We start from the raw sequence: 17,037 nt of genomic DNA, 5'->3' as shown, positions 1-17,037 counted from the left end.
TCCTCTCACTTATTTATTTAAAAATTCTCGTACTTTTTCATCAAATAGGTGTGTATCTAACACGCCACCCATATGACCTTTTTCACTTTCAAAAGTAAAGAGTTCAGCATTTTTACCTAGTTTAGTTAATGTATCCACCATATTTTTATTAAAAATAGTTGGTTGTAGGTAATCTCTTGTACAAGAAACCATTAATACATTAGCTGTAATTTTATCCAATGCTTTTTCTAAAGACTCGTGATTATGAGCGATGTCATGCATCATTGTTGCACGGCTTGTGTAATACCAGTGGCTTGCATCAATTGCTGCAGCTCCTGCTTTAATTCCTTCACCAAGTTGTTTTTCGTAAGACGTTGGCTCATGAATATCTGCATACGTTGATACTTCACTACTATCACGTTTATAAGTATTTTCATAAAATTCTTCTGTGAAAGCTCCAGCATTCATCATTTGGATAGCTAACTCTAAGCCTTCAGTTGGGCCTTCGCCATCTGCATAATTTCCGTCTTGCCATTTTGGATCCATAGCAATAGCACGCATTGCATGTTGTAATACAGTAAATGATGTTAAGACTGGATTTTGAGGATTCGTAATAACACCAATCACATTATCTAGCATCTCTGGGTATTCTACTGCCCAAGATTGGGCAATAAATCCACCAGCAGAAGCTCCCATAATAGCATGTAACTTAGTTATACCTAGTTGTTCTGTAATAAATTCTTTTTGAATTCCTGCCATATCTCTAAAAGTATAAGCTGGGAAATCCATTCCCCATTGTTTACCTGTTTCTGGATTAATACTTCTTGGTCCAGTTGTGATAATCATTGGGTTGTTTGCTTGAACGTTTGCTAAGTTATCCGTACTGATGACAAAATATTTATTAGTGTCTACTGCTTTACCAGGTCCAATTAAACCATCCCAGTAACCAGGAGCTACATCATCTTCAGAATATTTACCAGCTGCATGACTTGATGCACTAAAGTAATGAGCTACTAAAATAGCATTTGATTTATCTTCATTCAATGTTCCATATGTTTCATACCCTAATGTTACTGGAATACTTTTGCCATTTTCCAATGTATAAGAATCTAAACTAAATGATTTTTTTTCGATATTCATTAATTCCACGATAAAATCCCCCTAAGATAATGTTTATTTTTTATTTTTTCCTGTTTCTGGTAATAAAAATGAACCAATAAAGAATGAGAAACTTAAAGCAACAGCTAATAATAATCCTGCTTTGAATCCAGCGTTATCGATAATCATACCAATAACAAAGTAGAAGAATGTTTCAAAAATATATGAGAATGACCAGAAGATACCCATGATTAATGTTAATTTAGATGGTGTCATACCAGGCATTTCTTGTGGAATCGTTACAAGAGCTGTCATTGGAACAAACATAAAGAATCCTAAAAATGCTGCAGCAATTAAAGCCACTGAAGTTGAGTTAGTTAAAACCATTGCTAAACCTGATAAACTCATTAAAAGACCTGACCAACGAATAATCGGTAATCGTTTAGCAAACTTTTTAGCTGCTCCGATACCAACTGCTGCTCCAACCACACCTGCGATTGCTACTGTAGCACTTAAGAACTTAGGATCTACAGGAGCGCCATCTGAGATTGGGAAAATAGTTAAAACAACGATATATAATGTTAAAAGACCAGCATAAGTGAATGGGAAAGCGTAAGTAAATTTCTCTTTTAATGCTTGAGATAATGTGTATTCATCTTCAGCTTTTGTTGCTGTTGCTGCTGGTTTATTGATTTCAAAGTCTTCACCAAAAAGTAACCAAGCTACTAACAATACTAAACTACAAACAGCAAAGAACATCATACTCTTTTGCCATGTTACTAACCAGTTAATAACTGGAGCCACAATAACCATTGCTAAAATACTACCTACGTTATACGCTGCAGCATTAATTCCATTAACCATGGCACGTTTGTCAGCTGAATAGTAGTTCATCACGATTGGGCCAAAGTAAACAACGAATAATGCGCCACCAAATCCCATAATGAAACGAGCAATAACAAAGATTAAGTAAGATGGTGCAAAGACACCTAAGAAACTACCCCCAACAATTAATAAAGCTGCTAAAGTAATTGCTTTTTTAGGGTACAATTTAATTAAAATTTTGGCTGCCATTAAGTTACCAATAATTTTAGCAATTGTAATCGCATTTGAGATAAATGTTGCTGATGAAAATGATTTTAAATCAAAGTGCTCCATAATTTGTGGTGTTAAAGTTGTTCCAGCAATCCAGTTAACCGCGAAAAACGCATAACTTAAAAACATAATAATTTCAATAATATGTGCTCTTGATGAGTTTTGCTTTGTTACATTTTCCATGTAAATTCTCCCTTTTTGTTTAAAATTTTAAATCCATTTTATGTTGACTAAAAATAGTTAAATCCATAAAACTTAAGTTGTCAGAAATAAGCGGCTTAAAGGCCATTTGATCTAAAATATCTTTTTCAAGATCCATTCCTGGAGCAATTTCAATTAAAGTTAAACCCTTTTCCTCTAATTTAAAAACAGCTCTTTCTGTCACATAATAAATTTCTTGATGATTTTTTCTTGCAAAAGAACCACTGAATGTAATATGCTCCACTGCTTCAACTAATTTTTGTTTTTGTCCTTCTTCTACAATAGTTAAACCAGCTTCGTTAATACCATATTTAACCCCTTTAGCTGTAAAAGTTCCTGTAAATATTACTTTTTTAGCTGTTTGAGTAATATCGATGAAACCACCAGCACCAGCAATCTTAGGACCAAACTTAGACACATTCACGTTACCAGCTTTATCTGTCTCAGCCATACCAAGAAAGGCTGTATCAATTCCGCCACCATTATAAAATTGGAACATATCACCTTGTTGAATTATTGCTTCCGGAAATGCCGCACAACCAAAATCTAAACCACCTTGAGGCGTACCACCAAAGATACCTGGTTCAACAGTAGGTGTGAAGTATTCTTCCTGTCCTTCTTCACTCAATACTTGAGCTACAACCTCAGGAACACCAATTCCATAATTAACTACGTGGTCTGTTTCAGGATTTAAAAACATCGCTGCACGTCTTGCTATTATTTTTTTAGCCGTTAGAGGTGTTAAGTCAGCGTTTTCATCTCTTTCCACAATACCAGCTGAAACAAACTCTTCATTATATAATGTATCAAAAGTCTGTTGATGATTTTTCATGTCTGTTGCTACTACCACATAATCCACACACACACCTGGTACAACAATTGACTTAGGATCTAGTGTACCCGCTGGTCGTTGTTCTTTTACTTGAACAATAACTTTACCACCATTATTACTAGTTGCCATTGCCATTGAAATAGCTTCTAACACAAGGGGTTCATCTTCAAAAGAAATGTTACCATTCTCATCTGCATATGTTCCTTTTAAAATGGCCACATCTGGATAAATGGTTTTGTAGGCTAAGAATTCTTCACCTTCAATAGATACTTTTTTGACTAATTCTTCAGTCGTTACTTCGTTTAATTTTCCACCATCAATATCAGGGTCAACAAATGTATCTAAACCAATTTTTGATAAATGCCAGTTACGTTTAGCAGCTGCGTCTCTAAAAATTTGTGACATAACGCCTTGTGGAAAGTTATAACCTTCCACTAAGTTGTTTTCCACAAGTGGTTGGAAGGTTGGGACTAAGCCCCAATGCCCTCCAATAATACGTTTCACTAAACCTTCATGACCATAATGATTTAAACCACGAGCACCTCTGTCACCAATACCTGCAGCATAAACTAATCCAATATGTTGTGGATGACCGGTTTCTAGAAATCTTTTTTCAACAGCTAAATGAATTTCTTCTGCAACACCTGTTCCAATAAAACCACCTACAGCAAGCATCGCACCGTCACTAATTAAATCCGCTGCTTCATTAGCTGATATAAATTGAACTTTTTTGTCAGACATGTTACTTCACCACCTGTTTAACAATCATCGCTACACCCATACCGCCACCAATACATAAAGAAGCAACTCCATAAGTTAAGTTTTTATCTGCTTTCATTTGATGTAAAAGAGTTGTCGCAACGCGAGCTCCTGAAGCTCCTAATGGATGACCTAATGCAATCGCACCACCATTTAAGTTAACACGACACATTAATTCTTCTTCTGTCATGTCATGTTGTTTTGATAATTCTTTAACAACACCCAATGATTGAGAAGCAAATGCTTCATTTAACTCAAAAATATTAATATCATTTAATGATAAATCAGCTTTTTTAAGAGCTTTTTCAATAGCATAAACAGGTCCAAGTCCCATAACTGATGGGTCTAAACCAGCTGTTCCAAATGACACAATTTCTGCCATTGGTTCAAATCCGTATTTCTCAATCGCTTTTTCAGAAGCTAAAAGTAACATACTAGCTCCGTCATTAATACCAGAAGCATTACCTGCTGTTACTGTTCCATCTTTTTTGAAAGCTGTTCTTAATGTACCTAATTTTTCTAAACTAGACTTCGGATTTGGATGCTCATCTGTATCAATCACCACTTCTTGACGACGATTCATAACTGTTACTGGAATAATTTCATCTTTGAATTTACCTTCAGCCATTGCTTTTAACGCTTTTTGTTGTGAGTTATAAGCAAATTCATCTTGTTCTTCTCTAGTGATACCATATTTATCAGCAATATTTTCTGCTGTAATTCCCATATGATAACCATGAACACCATCTGTTAAACCATCTCTTAAAAGCGTATCTTGAATTACTCCACCACCTAATGGTAAGCCACTACGACTTTGGTAGTTTGGTAAAATTTGTGCCGATTGACTCATGGATTCAACTCCACCAGCTAAGACAACTTCTGCTTCTCCTAATAAGATATCTTTATAAGCTTCTTGAACAGTCATTAAACCACTACCACAAAGAATATTAAGCGTATAAGCTACTCTTTCTTCTGGTAAGCCAGCATTTAATAAAACTTGACGAGCAATATTTTGACCATGTCCTGCTGATAAAACATTACCTAAAATTAATTCATCAATTAACTCTGGTGAAACATTATTATCTGCTAATAATTGTTTAACCACTGTTGTTGTTAAATCTACTGGGTTAACACTTGAAAGTCCTCCCATAAATTTACCAATTGCTGTTCTTTTAGCATCTACAATATATACTTTCATTTTGATTTAGCTCCTTAAATTCTCATTCCACCGTTTACTGATAATACATGTCCATTTACAAATGATGCTTCATCACTTGCTAAAAATGCTACTGCGTTAGCAATTTCAATTGGCTCAGCTAAACGTTTCATTGGGTTTTGTTCTTTCAAGCGATCAATGATTTTTTCCGGCACTGACTGAACCATTTCTGTATTGACGTAACCAGGTGCTACAACGTTTGTACGGATGTTTTCACCTTTTCGTGTAAACTCTTTTGCCCACGTATAAGTCATACCAATCACACCAGCTTTTGTTGCTGCGTAGTTTGTTTGACCGATGTTACCATACTCACCAACAACTGATGATAAGTTAACGATTGAACCTTTACCTACTTCTTTCATAAATGGAACAACTGCTTGAGTCACATTGAATGTTCCTTTTAAGTTTATATCAACAACAAAATCCCAATTAGCTTCTGTTGTTTTTTCAATTAAACCATCTCTTGTTACACCTGCATTATTTACTAAAACATCAATTTGTTTGGCTTCAATAATAATTTCGTTCACTACTTTTTTAACTTCATCTGTATTAGAGATATCTACTTTTTTTTGTGTGAAGTTTGCCATTTCTTCACCAACTGCTACGTCTAGTGAATAAACATGCTTCGCTCCTTGCTCTAACATTAAGTCTGCTACAGTACGTCCAATCCCTCTGGCAGCCCCAGTAATTACAATAATTTTGTCTTCAAATCTCTTCATGATTTTTTCCCTCCAACTTGAATTCGCTTACAGATAGAATATAACAAAATAACTACTGTTTTAGAAATACATAAAAACTATTTGCATATAAGCACTCCTTATATAGAATCAATGAAATATTCCCTTTATTTTAACTAATGTTTGCCTTTATTCACAAAAAAACAAACCTTTTGTTATTTTAAAATAAAAAGGCTTGTTTTTTATTAACTTATTATAAATATTTTGATAAGATTGTTGCGATTCCGTCTTCATCATTTGATAAAGTTTCGATATCTGCAATTTTTTTTAATTCTGGAACAGCATTTCCCATGGCTACGCCAACTCCAGCATAAGCTAACATAGTGATATCATTATGACCATCGCCAAAGGCAATAACGTCTTGTCTATTAATCCCCATTGGTGTTAACACAGTATCTAATGCTCTTGCTTTATCAATTCCTTGAGCTGTAAATTCAAAATAAATAGGTGCTGTAAAGACACAGTTTAAATGTTTAAAAGGTGCCATCATTTCCTTATAATTTTCCTGTAAGTAGCTAGGTTCTCCGGCAGTTAATATTTTATTGATCGGATAATCTAAAAATTCTTCTAAATCATCTTTTTCACATAATTTGTATTTACCACCTCGAGCTTCATACTCCACAACATTTAAGAGCTTCCCTTGGATATCCACCTGACAGCTAAATACATCATTAACATACATGTAGTCTTTCTTATCAATCATGACGGTCACATCAAATTGTTTCATATGATTTAAAACAGCTTTTCCTTCCTCAATGGATAAAGTCTGATTGTATAACTCTTTTTGTGTCGCAACTTCTACAACTTTTGAGCCGTTATAAGAAACAATTAAACCGTTATTCTTCTCTAATTCTAATTCTTTGGCTAAATCTAGCATACCTGATGTTGGTCTTCCTGAGGCAAGAATAACTTTCATCCCTTTTTCTTGAGCTTCTATCAAACTTGCTTTAGTTTTAGGTGACAATTGTTTATCACTTCTTAGTAAAGTTCCATCTATATCTAGGATAATTGCTTTCATCTTATCCCCTCCTTAGTTTTAGATTAGCATATTGTTTTCAATTTATTCGTCTTTTCAAGTCTTTTGATAAATATTTCTCAACCAGTAAAAAAATGAACCATGAATTGAAACATTTATCTCAATCCACGATTCATTTTACGGTAATTAGTTAATTTATATTCTTTATTTTTTTCTGCGTCTTGATTAAAAATCCCTGCATACAGAAGATCGAATACCATTAATAATGAAAATCTCGTTGAAAAAGACGATATTTTATTATAATGATTTTCAATAGAAGATAAAAATAATTTTTCAGTTGCATAGGACAAAAAGGGATTATTTTGTGTCGATGTAATCAAAATAACTGGGGTTTGATTTTCTTTAAGAATTCTGAGAACTTCTTTCGTTGTTTGCCCCCTGCCACCATAAGATACAACTATCGCTACATGGCCTTCTGTACTATTCGCTGCTGATAATTTCTGTACATAGTCTTCTTCTGGGACGTTAATTAAATAGCCTATCTCTTGTAGTTGAAACTTAAAATTTTGGGCAAAATGGACATTAGCTGATGAACTATAGATATCTATCATCTTTGCTCTCAAAAGAAGATCAACACTTCGTTTTAAACTATTGGTATCAACTAAGTTAATCGTATCATCTAATGTTTGTTGATAAAGAGCACTCATACGAGAAACTGTTTCTTCTGGTGTATCTGTTTCTAATATTGGATAGTTAGGATCAATTTCTAACGTTTCTTCCCTAATTGTTGAAGCTAACGCAATTTTTAACTCATTAAATCCTGATATACCAACTTTACTTAATAAGCGATAAACAGTTGCGACTGACACATAAGAAGCCTCTGCTAATTCGCTTGGTGTCATATTCAATACTTCTTTCGTATGCTTTTTTAAATAGTGTACTAAAGCTTTTTCATTCGGTGTTAGCATAGTTAAATTAGCTAAGTCTGTAAAAATACTCATAATGTCCCTCCTTTTTACTTCTTTTTATCACTATAACAAAAAAAACCTATTCAACATAGTTCATAATGAACTTTATTGAATAGGATTCTACATATAATAACCTTATTTTTTCTGAATGTATTTATAAGCCGTTCCTAGCGATACATCACATTCCTCAGCAATTTCTCTTAATGTATACGATTGATTATGATACAAATACTTAATTTGCTTGATTGTTTGTTCTGATATTCTAGGTCTTCCGCCAACTCTTCCTTGGCTTTTTGCTTTCTCAATACCTTTTGTTGTTCTTCTTCTGATTGTTACTTTTTCTGCTTCAGATACGCTGCAAACTAGTTCCATATATACTTTGTTTGAAATCGTTTCTGAGGCATTTTTCTTATTAATTACAACTAATTCAATTCCTTTAGCTGTTAATTCTTCTAAAAATTCACCTAATTGAATAATCGTTTTCCCTAAACAACCTAATTCATAAATAACCAATTGATCTCCAGAAGATAGCACTCCAACTACTTCTTTAAGAACTTCATCATTTTGATTATCTTTTGCCATCTCTTTTTCAACAACTACTGTATCTAATTGTAATCGCTTTAAAGATTCTTTTTGTTTATCTAAATAATCTGCTTCACAGATTCCATAGATATATCCAACTTTTTTCATTTCCCGTTAGCCTCTTTTTTCTATTTTTAACACTAAAAAAAAGCAAATTCTGATATATTGTCAGAATTTGCTTTTTCAGTGTACGTTAAATTAGCATTTGAAACGTCCGTTACTATCTCTCTCTACTGAAAACATTCTGATTATTAAATTCTAAGTCTCAAAAATTAACAATAAAGAAAGATTAATAACAACATTTCTTGCATGATCCTTTTATTAACAAGGATACTTTCTTTAATTTCTAGATATGAAAGACAAACTCTATCTCTTAATCTAGTTTTCTTTTTCTAGCAAACCATACATTTGATCCAAATAAGACAAGTAATACAGCCATACCTAAGTTAACAAGAGCTGAAGTTTCAGCTTCACCTGTTTTTGGTAAGCTACCTGTTTTGCTTGTAGTTCCTTTTGATGAACTATTTGAAGATCCTGTATTGTTTGTACCAGTTGGTTTCTTACCTGATTCTTTAGGTACATGAGTATTGGTAATTGTAAATCCTTTGATTTCAGTCTTGTAACCATCTACTTTATTTTCAGTTACAGAGTACTCAATTTCTTTACCTGCTTTAAATTTCGGTAAATCTTTAAATTCATATGACCACTCATTTGTATCCATTGAACCTTTAAATGTTACGACAACAGCTTTTCCTTCTTTATCTTTTACAGCTTCTCCATCGGCAAATAAATTAACTGTAATTGAATTTGGACGGATACCATCTTTGTTATTAGCGTCATTCCAAATTTTCTTAACTGGAATTGAAATTAATTCTACTTTATGAGTATTCGTAAAGTCGTTTCCTTCTTTTGTTGATTCATATCCTTTTACAGCTTCTTCTTCCACTGTATAAGTTACTTTTTGACCAACTTTGCCTACTTCGTAAACTGGTAAGTTTGTAAATTCATACGTCCAATCTGATTTTTCATCAGCTGTTGTACTATCAATTTTCTCACCGTTTGCTAGTAAGTTAATTGTTACTTTTTCTGGGCGGATACCATCTTGGTTGTTAGCGTCATTCCAGATTTTGTTCCCTTTGATTTCTGTTAATTCTACTGCATGAGTATTTGTAAAGTCGTTTCCTTCTTTTGTTGATTCGTATCCTTTTACAGCTTCTTCTTCCACTGTATAAGTTACTTTTTGACCAACTTTGCCTACTTCGTAAACTGGTAAGTTTGTAAATTCGTACGTCCAATCTGATTTTTCATCAGCTGTTGTACTATCAATTTTCTCACCGTTTGCTAGTAAGTTAATTGTTACTTTTTCTGGGCGGATACCATCCTGGTTGTTAGCGTCATTCCAGATTTTGTTCCCTTTGATTTCTGTTAATTCTACTGCGTGAGTATTCTCAACATCAAAACCATTATCTGTTTTAGTAATTGTTGCTTCATATTTTTCTACTGCTTCTTCTTCAATTGAATAAACAACTTTTTGTCCAACTTCACCAACTTTGTAAACTGGTAAGTCAGTAAAGCTATAAGCCCAATTAGATTCAGCATTTACTTTTTGACTAGCAATCTTTTTACCATCAGCAAGTAAATTAATTGTTACTTCGTCTGCTCTCATACCATCTTGATTATTAGCATCGTTCCATGTTTTATTCCCTGAAACGCTTGTTAATTCTACTGCACGAGAGTTAGTTACAAGAACATCTTTGTTTTGTTTATTTTCTTTATTTGCTGAGTAAGCAATTTTAGCTTTATAGCCAACTTTTTCAGCTGCTTCACTAATTTCTTTTACTGAGTATTTAATGTCTTTCCCTTTAAACTTAACTGGTAAGTTTTTAATAGAAGCTTTCCATTTGTTAGCACTACTTAATGTTAATTTTTTACCTGTTAAAGCTTTACCATCTGCATAAAGCTGAATGGCGATATCTTGTGGACGTTTACCATCTTGATTACTTGCATCATCCCAAGCTTTTTCAACAAATAGTCGTGTTTCTTGAGGTTTGTAACTATTGGTAATTGTACTTCCTTTAACTTTTGTTTCGTAGTTTGCTATTTTTTCTTCAGTAACAGTGTATTTAATTTTTTTACCTACTTTGCCTTCAACATGTTTTGGTAAATTGTTAAATTCATAACTCCATGTAGCATCTTTTTCTTCAAAACCACGTGAACCTGTTACTACTTGTGAAGCTACTTTTTTACCATCAGCAAAGAGGTTAACTATTATATTTTTTGGACGGATACCGTCTTGGTTATTTGCGTCATCCCATACTTTAGTTCCTTTAAATGATACTTTATCTAAAGGACGAGCATTGGTTACGTTCATACCGTCTTCTTTAATAACATATTCTTCATTGATTAATTTTTTACTTACTTCTTCTTTAATTGTGTAATTAATTGGTGTTGCTTTTTCAATTGTGTCCCCTGCTTTTACTGCTCTATATTTTGGTACATCTTTAAATTCATAGTTCCATGTATCAGCTGTTTTAGCATCCTTAACTGTGACTGGTTTAATTTCTTTTCCATTCTCATCTAAAGCTGGTTGTCCATCTGCTAACAAATAAATCTTAATTGACTCTGGACGTTTACCATCTCTGTTGTTAAAGTCAGCCCATGTCTTAGTTCCTTTTAGGCTTACTTTTTCAATTGGACGAGTATTCGTTACGTTCATTACATCTTCAGCTATTTCATAGTTAGCAGCTTCATCTTCTTTAGCAATTTCTTCTTTTACTGTGTAAGTAATCGGCTCTGCTTTTTTGATTGTATCCCCTGCTTTTACTGCTCTGTGTTTAGGTAATTTTGTAAATGCATAGTTCCATGTATCAACAGTATTGTTACCTGTTACTGTGATTGGTTGGATCGCTTTACCTGCTTCATCTAAAGCTGGCTCTCCATCTGCTAATAAATGAATCTTAATTGATTTTGGACGAACATTATCACGGTTATTATTATCTTTCCATGTCTTAGTTCCTTCTAAATTAACAGTCTCAATATCACGTTCATTTGTTACATTCATTGAGTCTTCTGTTGCTGTATATCCTGCTGATTTATCATCTTCGGCTAATTCTTCTTTTACTGTATAAACGATTGGTTCTACTGACTTAAGTTCTTCTCCAGCTTTAACCGCGCGATTTTTTGGCATTTCTTTAAATTCATAATTCCATGAAGCGACTGTATTGTTACCTGTTACAGTAATTGGATCTACTTTATTACCAGCTTTGTCTAGAGCTGGCTCTCCATCTGCTAACAAATGAATTTTAATTGATTTTGGACGAGCATTATCACGGTTGTTTTTATCTGACCAGGTCTTAGTTCCTTCTAAATCAACTGTATCAATATCACGTACGTTAGTAATATTCATTGAGCCTTCTGATTCTTCTTTTGCTGCGTAGTTAGAAGCTTTCATTTTTTTCGTTACTTCTTCTTCTACTGTGTAAACAATCGGTGTTGCTTTTTCTGTTTCTTTTGTTGCAGCTTTTTTCATTGCTTTAACTTGATTTTTCGGTACATCTTTAAATTCATAACTCCATGATTTAGCTGTATTACCACCTGTTACAACAACAGGTTCAATTAAATCACCATGCTCATCTAAAGCTGGTTTTCCATCAGCTAATAGTGTCACTGTAATCGACTCTAAACGAGCTCCGTCACGGTTATTACCATCGTCCCATGTCTTTTTACCTTTTAAGCTAATTTTTTTCAATAGGACGTGTATTAGTTACAACGTATCCATCTTTAGCGTTACCAGTCACTTCAGAAGTATAACCATTTGCTACAGGGACTTCTTCTACTGTGTAAATAATTTCTTCTCCAACTGGTTGGTAAACATCTAAATCTGTAAAACTATCTGTCCAGTTATTCTTTTCAGATAAAGTAACTGATTTACCTGTATCAACTTTTGTTTCATTCTTTTTAGTATGTTTGAATAATTTAACTTCAACATTACCTAAACGTTTGCTATCACGGTTATTATCGTCATTCCAAACTTTAGAAACACTTACTGATGTTTTTCCTGGTGTATAAGAGTTAGTGAAATCATTACCCTCTTGACTCATTGAGTAATTTTCAATCGCTTTTTCTACCACAGTATATTTAATTTCTGCTCCAGCTTCATATTTAGGTAAATCTGTAAATTCATATGACCATGTTGATTCTGGATTTACTTCATCTTTTTTATCTTCTGAAAGTCCGTTAAACGATTCTGTTTTAACTTCTTTTCCATTAGCAAATAAGGTAACTGAGATTGACTGTGGACGTTTACCATCTTGGTTGTCCTTGTCATCCCATGTTTTAGTACCTTTTACTTCAGTTAATGCTGGTGTACGTTTATTTGTTACTTCAAAACCTTCTATTACAGCTTTTTCATAACCCTTTACAGTTTGTTCTTCAAGACTATAAACAATATCTTTTCCTGCATCATCTTTTTTACGAAGATGATCTACTGTAATTGACCATGTATTATCTGCTTTTTTATGTTTTTCTTCAGTTAATGTAATTTCTTTTGGTGTTGCTTCATCTGTTGGAACTTTTCCATTAGCTAATAAATTAAACGTGATTGACTCTGGACGTTCACCATCTTGATCATTTCCATCGTCCCATGTTTTATTAATCGTAATAGAAGTTGTTTCATACTTTTTATTTTGTACAACAATATCTTTACTTGGATGAATGTAGCCATTTTCATCAATAACTTCAAATTCAACAGCTTCATTTTCTAATAATTTGTCGTAACCTTTTGGTGCTTTTAATTCAATAACTTTATATTTACCAACATTTAATCCGGCTACTTTAACTAAACCATTCGCATCTGAAATTAATGATTGGCTTACTTCTTTTGATACGTCTGAAAGTGATTTAACCCACTTAACTTCATATTTATCGTTGATGCCATTGTAATATTGACCTGCTTCGTTTTGAATAGCAAACTCTGCATCAGCTAAAACTTTTTGACCATCAGCATCTACTTTTTTTATTTCAAGACGAGGAATATCATTTTTTACAATATGAGTTTCATATAAGTTGATTTCACTTGTATCTTTTAAGTTAATACGAATACCGTTACGGTTTTCTTTACTAATCGTATAACCTTCTGGTGCTTTTGTTTCAACTAAAACATAGTCTGCATCTGGCATTAAGTTAGCAAATTTAAGTTCGCCATCTTTATTGGTTTCACCAGAACGAACGACTTGAAGTTTTTCGCCTGTTGCTTTATCAGCTGCCCATAATTCAAATTGAACACCTTCTAAAGGAATTTCATTGTTAGCATCTAATTTTAGAACGCGTAACGCTGCAGCTGTTCCGCTACCAGAACCGCCTGATGTGATTACCTTCGCGCTACCTGTTTTAGAATCTGAAATTGTCTCTACATTTTGACCTGTATAAGAGATAGTATTTGTTAAATCGTCACTTGCTTTATTCGTGTTAATCAATGAACGATATTCTAAGACATAAGCATTTTTTACAACTTTTAAAAACTTGATTGTTAATACTTGTTGTCCTGTTTCATTGTCTGTTGTTAATTCATACTTGTAGTCAACTCCTGGAGCCAAAGTTGTCTTAACTTTTTTGACTTCACCTGCTGAGTTCACTTGTGTTTCATAAATAACAATTGATTTTTCATCTAATACTTGATTTGTTGACGGTGTATCTACTAATACTAAATCATGAATAGTTGATTGTGATTTGTTAATATCTACTGACCAGTTAACATAGTTACCTGCTTGCTGACCTTCTTTATTAACAATTTCGCCACCGTTAGGAACAGTTACTGAACTACTTACATCTGTACTATGGCTATCAGTTTTATATGTAGCTGTATTGTCATAAGTTCCTTTTGAAATATGAGTACCTTCTAAAGATGTTTTAAATTCTAAGATATAAGCTTTCTTAGAACCTTCTGGTAATTCAGCTGTTAATTTATTACCTTCTAAGTTAATGGGTGTTTTAACTTCTGCACCTCTATTAATAGTTCCATCTTTACTTATTGTTGCTTCATAAACATGAGCACTATCTTTAATATATTCTTGTTCTTTAGGAATAGTATCCACAATAGTAGCATTTTTTAATTTTTCTAAATTGTAGTTCGCTTTAATTGTCCATGTAATTTCTTTAGACACAGCGTTATAAGAACCACCTTTAGTTGCATCATTAATAAAATTCACACCAATTTCTGGTTTGTTGCTAGCTGATTGTTTATGATCTTTTCCGTCTTTACCTTTCCAATATGAAGTTGCTGTATTTGTAAGGTCATTTCTACGGTAATCAAAATCAGTTTGATACGAAATTGTATATGATTTATTGGTAGATACTGAACGAGGTTCTTTAAATCTTACATGGAAGTTTCTATCATCACTTGAAACTAATTCATAGTCTGTACCTAAAACTAATTTAGGTCCATTAGCTTCTTGGATCTCTAAACTATCTTTAATAAATGTTAAACCTTCAGACATAGTATCTTTTAATTCCCAGTTAGCCATCTCGTATTGATAAATATTAACATCAATACTCCAACTGATTTTTCTATTTTCATAGTCTACATCAGATTTTTTTTGCATCCCATTATTTTGAATACCACCACCAGCAGAATGTTCCACTCCACTGTCAGTTTTTACACCATTTTTTAATTGTGTATTACTATTGCTATCATCAATAACAAAAGGAATCTTAGTGAAGTACTCAATATTAACTGGCTTATCTAAGCCGTTAGGAAATGATATTTTCATTTGATTATTGCCAATGTACTCAACAACGTAATCTTTATCACGTTCTAACCATGCGCCACCATCTACCCAGATTTGTACTGGAGCAAAGTCTTTTCCTGGTGTTTCAGTAACATATTGTTGGTTATCTCCTGATAACGTATCAACAATATAACTTCCTTTTGGTAAATCTTTATTGCCATGGTTATATTCAACACGCCATCTGTATACTTGTTCTGCAAATCGATCATCTTTTGATGGACCTTTTTTTTGAATTAGCATACCAAATTTTAAAGTCGCACTAGCACTAGCTGGATAATCTTTACCATTGTTTGTTAATGTAGCATTATTTTTGAAAGAAACATTACCACCAGTTTCTGGAATTTTACTTTCTTCAATAACCGTATCATAAACAATTTTATAAGATTTATTCGTTTGACCTTTGAATGTAATAACATCGCCAGATACTGTATATAAATCTTCTGAAATAGGTGAATCAGAAACTGATTTCACTGTTCCGTTTTTATTAATTGTTTGTTCATAGATTTTAATCCCTTTAAGTTCTAAACCTTCAGGCATCTTATCTGTTACTGTCGCATTATTTAATGTTTCTAAATTATTATTAATTGATACTGACCATTGAACTGATTTTTTATCGTCTCCAATTGATGATTGCTTACTGATTGGATTACCACCAGTTGGTTTAACATTAACTTTAATCACTTGATCTTCACCATCAAGTGGGATTCTAATTTCATTCTCCCCAGCATCAACAGTGTTATCTAATCGTTCATTATAAGTAAAGTCACCTTCAATCTTAAATAATGTTTCGACTGACTTATTGAAAGTTAAGCGCACCTTACCATCTACTACTTTGTAAGTTCCATAATTACCTAACTTTCCTTCAATACCTGCATTGATATTAATACCTGCTGGAATTGTAATATCGTAATAATCTCCAGCTTTTAACTTTTTATCTGTTAATAAATGTTCTGGAATTTTATAATTATATTTTAAACTAACTAAAGCATCTAAAGGAATTGACTCTGTTTTGTAGTCTAACTCTTTACCATCTTTATCAGTAATCTTAATGGCTACATCAGTAAGAAATTTTTCACCATTTAAAAGTGTTTTAATATCGATTGACTCTCTATCTTCTACTTCTTTCTTGGCTGTTAATTTTTTAACTTCTTTTTCTTCTGTCGTACTTTCGACAGTTACTTCTGTTGATTCTTCTGTTTCATGTATTGCTTCTTCAGAAGATGTACTTTCTTCAACTACCTCACTGCTTGAACTAGTTACTACTTCTTCTGTTGATTCTTCTACAACTCCTTCGGCTTGAGTTGTATCTATTTCTTCGTTAAGTACTTTAGCTTCTGTTGCCATCGTTTCCATAGCTGTTACGGCTGCCACTGCTTGAAGTGGTTGAATAACAGTAGAAATTGAAATTAACAGTACTAAAAATAACGAATACCATTTTTTATTTTGATTCATTTTCCCTTCCCTTTCATACGTTTTTCAAACTATTTTTTTGCACAACGATATTTATTATATGTAATAAACATTAAATACGTTCACTTCTTTTTTCATAATAATATGCACTTTTTGGAAGTTGTGAAGTTGTGAATATGTATATACGGTGCTTTTATTCATTCAATAGTTTCAAAAGACTAATAAGGATATAAAAAACATCTTAATAGAACTGTAAACACTTAATAGTTCAATAGATTAGTTCATTATTAGTACAGCGCTTTTATTTGTGAAATATTAAATATGCTATTTTTCAGAAAATAACATGGTTTCTTCATTTAAAATAACATCTTTTTTACATCATATTTTCTATTTTTGTTC

10 protein-coding genes are annotated in these 17,037 nt (G+C 32.9%); all 10 read right to left on the bottom strand.

The features are described 5' to 3' along the window. Nucleotides 1–9: 9 nt before the first annotated feature. On the bottom strand, nucleotides 10–1,119 hold the full coding sequence (locus ACODH8_RS09710; protein WP_332465751.1) for an alpha/beta fold hydrolase: 1,110 nt from the start codon (nucleotides 1,117–1,119) through the stop codon (nucleotides 10–12). Between the two features lie 33 nt (nucleotides 1,120–1,152). Then, complete coding sequence (locus ACODH8_RS09705; RefSeq protein WP_332465711.1) at nucleotides 1,153–2,355, bottom strand: MFS transporter; 1,203 nt, start codon at nucleotides 2,353–2,355, stop codon at nucleotides 1,153–1,155. A gap of 19 nt (nucleotides 2,356–2,374) precedes the next feature. Further along, a complete protein-coding gene (locus ACODH8_RS09700) occupies nucleotides 2,375–3,946 on the bottom strand; it encodes an acyl CoA:acetate/3-ketoacid CoA transferase (protein WP_332465710.1) in 1,572 nt (523 codons plus the stop codon). A 1-nt stretch (nucleotide 3,947) separates the two neighbouring features. Further along, nucleotides 3,948–5,162, bottom strand: a complete 1,215-nt coding sequence (locus ACODH8_RS09695) for an acetyl-CoA C-acetyltransferase (RefSeq protein ID WP_332465709.1) — start codon at nucleotides 5,160–5,162, stop codon at nucleotides 3,948–3,950. A gap of 14 nt (nucleotides 5,163–5,176) precedes the next feature. Next, nucleotides 5,177–5,899 carry a 3-oxoacyl-ACP reductase FabG gene (gene fabG, locus ACODH8_RS09690; protein ID WP_332465708.1) on the bottom strand — a complete coding sequence of 241 codons (723 nt, stop codon included), beginning with the start codon at nucleotides 5,897–5,899 and terminating at the stop codon, nucleotides 5,177–5,179. Between the two features lie 211 nt (nucleotides 5,900–6,110). After that, nucleotides 6,111–6,935, bottom strand: coding sequence for a Cof-type HAD-IIB family hydrolase (locus ACODH8_RS09685; RefSeq protein ID WP_332465707.1), 825 nt, complete (start codon nucleotides 6,933–6,935; stop codon nucleotides 6,111–6,113). 113 nt (nucleotides 6,936–7,048) lie between these two features. Then, nucleotides 7,049–7,894: a MurR/RpiR family transcriptional regulator gene (locus tag ACODH8_RS09680; protein ID WP_332465706.1), complete on the bottom strand. Its 846-nt coding sequence runs from the start codon at nucleotides 7,892–7,894 to the stop codon at nucleotides 7,049–7,051. A gap of 102 nt (nucleotides 7,895–7,996) precedes the next feature. Then, a complete protein-coding gene (locus ACODH8_RS09675; RefSeq protein WP_332465705.1) occupies nucleotides 7,997–8,551 on the bottom strand; it encodes a recombinase family protein in 555 nt (184 codons plus the stop codon). Nucleotides 8,552–8,816: 265 nt separating this feature from the next. Continuing rightward, entirely contained in the window at nucleotides 8,817–12,191 is a 3,375-nt protein-coding gene (locus ACODH8_RS09670; protein ID WP_420517688.1) for a Cna B-type domain-containing protein, read from the bottom strand. Next, nucleotides 12,178–16,680, bottom strand: coding sequence for a Cna B-type domain-containing protein (locus tag ACODH8_RS09665; RefSeq protein ID WP_420517687.1), 4,503 nt, complete (start codon nucleotides 16,678–16,680; stop codon nucleotides 12,178–12,180). The genes ACODH8_RS09670 and ACODH8_RS09665 overlap by 14 nt, the downstream gene beginning before the upstream one ends. Nucleotides 16,681–17,037: the final 357 nt, after the last annotated feature.

This window comes from Vagococcus fluvialis, assembly GCF_048815235.1.
In the GTDB taxonomy this organism is placed as follows: domain Bacteria; phylum Bacillota; class Bacilli; order Lactobacillales; family Vagococcaceae; genus Vagococcus.
The sequence above is the reverse complement of the archived record's forward strand: the minus strand, read 5'-3'. Positions and strand labels throughout refer to the sequence as shown.

Excerpts from the sequence above, each read along its gene's own strand:
- ACODH8_RS09710 (WP_332465751.1), bottom strand. The coding sequence starts at position 1,119 with ATGAATATCGAAAAAAAATCATTTAGTTTAGATTCTTATACATTGGAA.
- ACODH8_RS09705 (WP_332465711.1), bottom strand. The coding sequence starts at position 2,355 with ATGGAAAATGTAACAAAGCAAAACTCATCAAGAGCACATATTATTGAA.
- ACODH8_RS09700 (WP_332465710.1), bottom strand. The coding sequence starts at position 3,946 with ATGTCTGACAAAAAAGTTCAATTTATATCAGCTAATGAAGCAGCGGAT.
- ACODH8_RS09695 (WP_332465709.1), bottom strand. The coding sequence starts at position 5,162 with ATGAAAGTATATATTGTAGATGCTAAAAGAACAGCAATTGGTAAATTT.
- fabG (WP_332465708.1), bottom strand. The coding sequence starts at position 5,899 with ATGAAGAGATTTGAAGACAAAATTATTGTAATTACTGGGGCTGCCAGA.
- ACODH8_RS09685 (WP_332465707.1), bottom strand. The coding sequence starts at position 6,935 with ATGAAAGCAATTATCCTAGATATAGATGGAACTTTACTAAGAAGTGAT.
- ACODH8_RS09680 (WP_332465706.1), bottom strand. The coding sequence starts at position 7,894 with ATGAGTATTTTTACAGACTTAGCTAATTTAACTATGCTAACACCGAAT.
- ACODH8_RS09675 (WP_332465705.1), bottom strand. The coding sequence starts at position 8,551 with ATGAAAAAAGTTGGATATATCTATGGAATCTGTGAAGCAGATTATTTA.
- ACODH8_RS09665 (WP_420517687.1), bottom strand. The coding sequence starts at position 16,680 with ATGAATCAAAATAAAAAATGGTATTCGTTATTTTTAGTACTGTTAATT.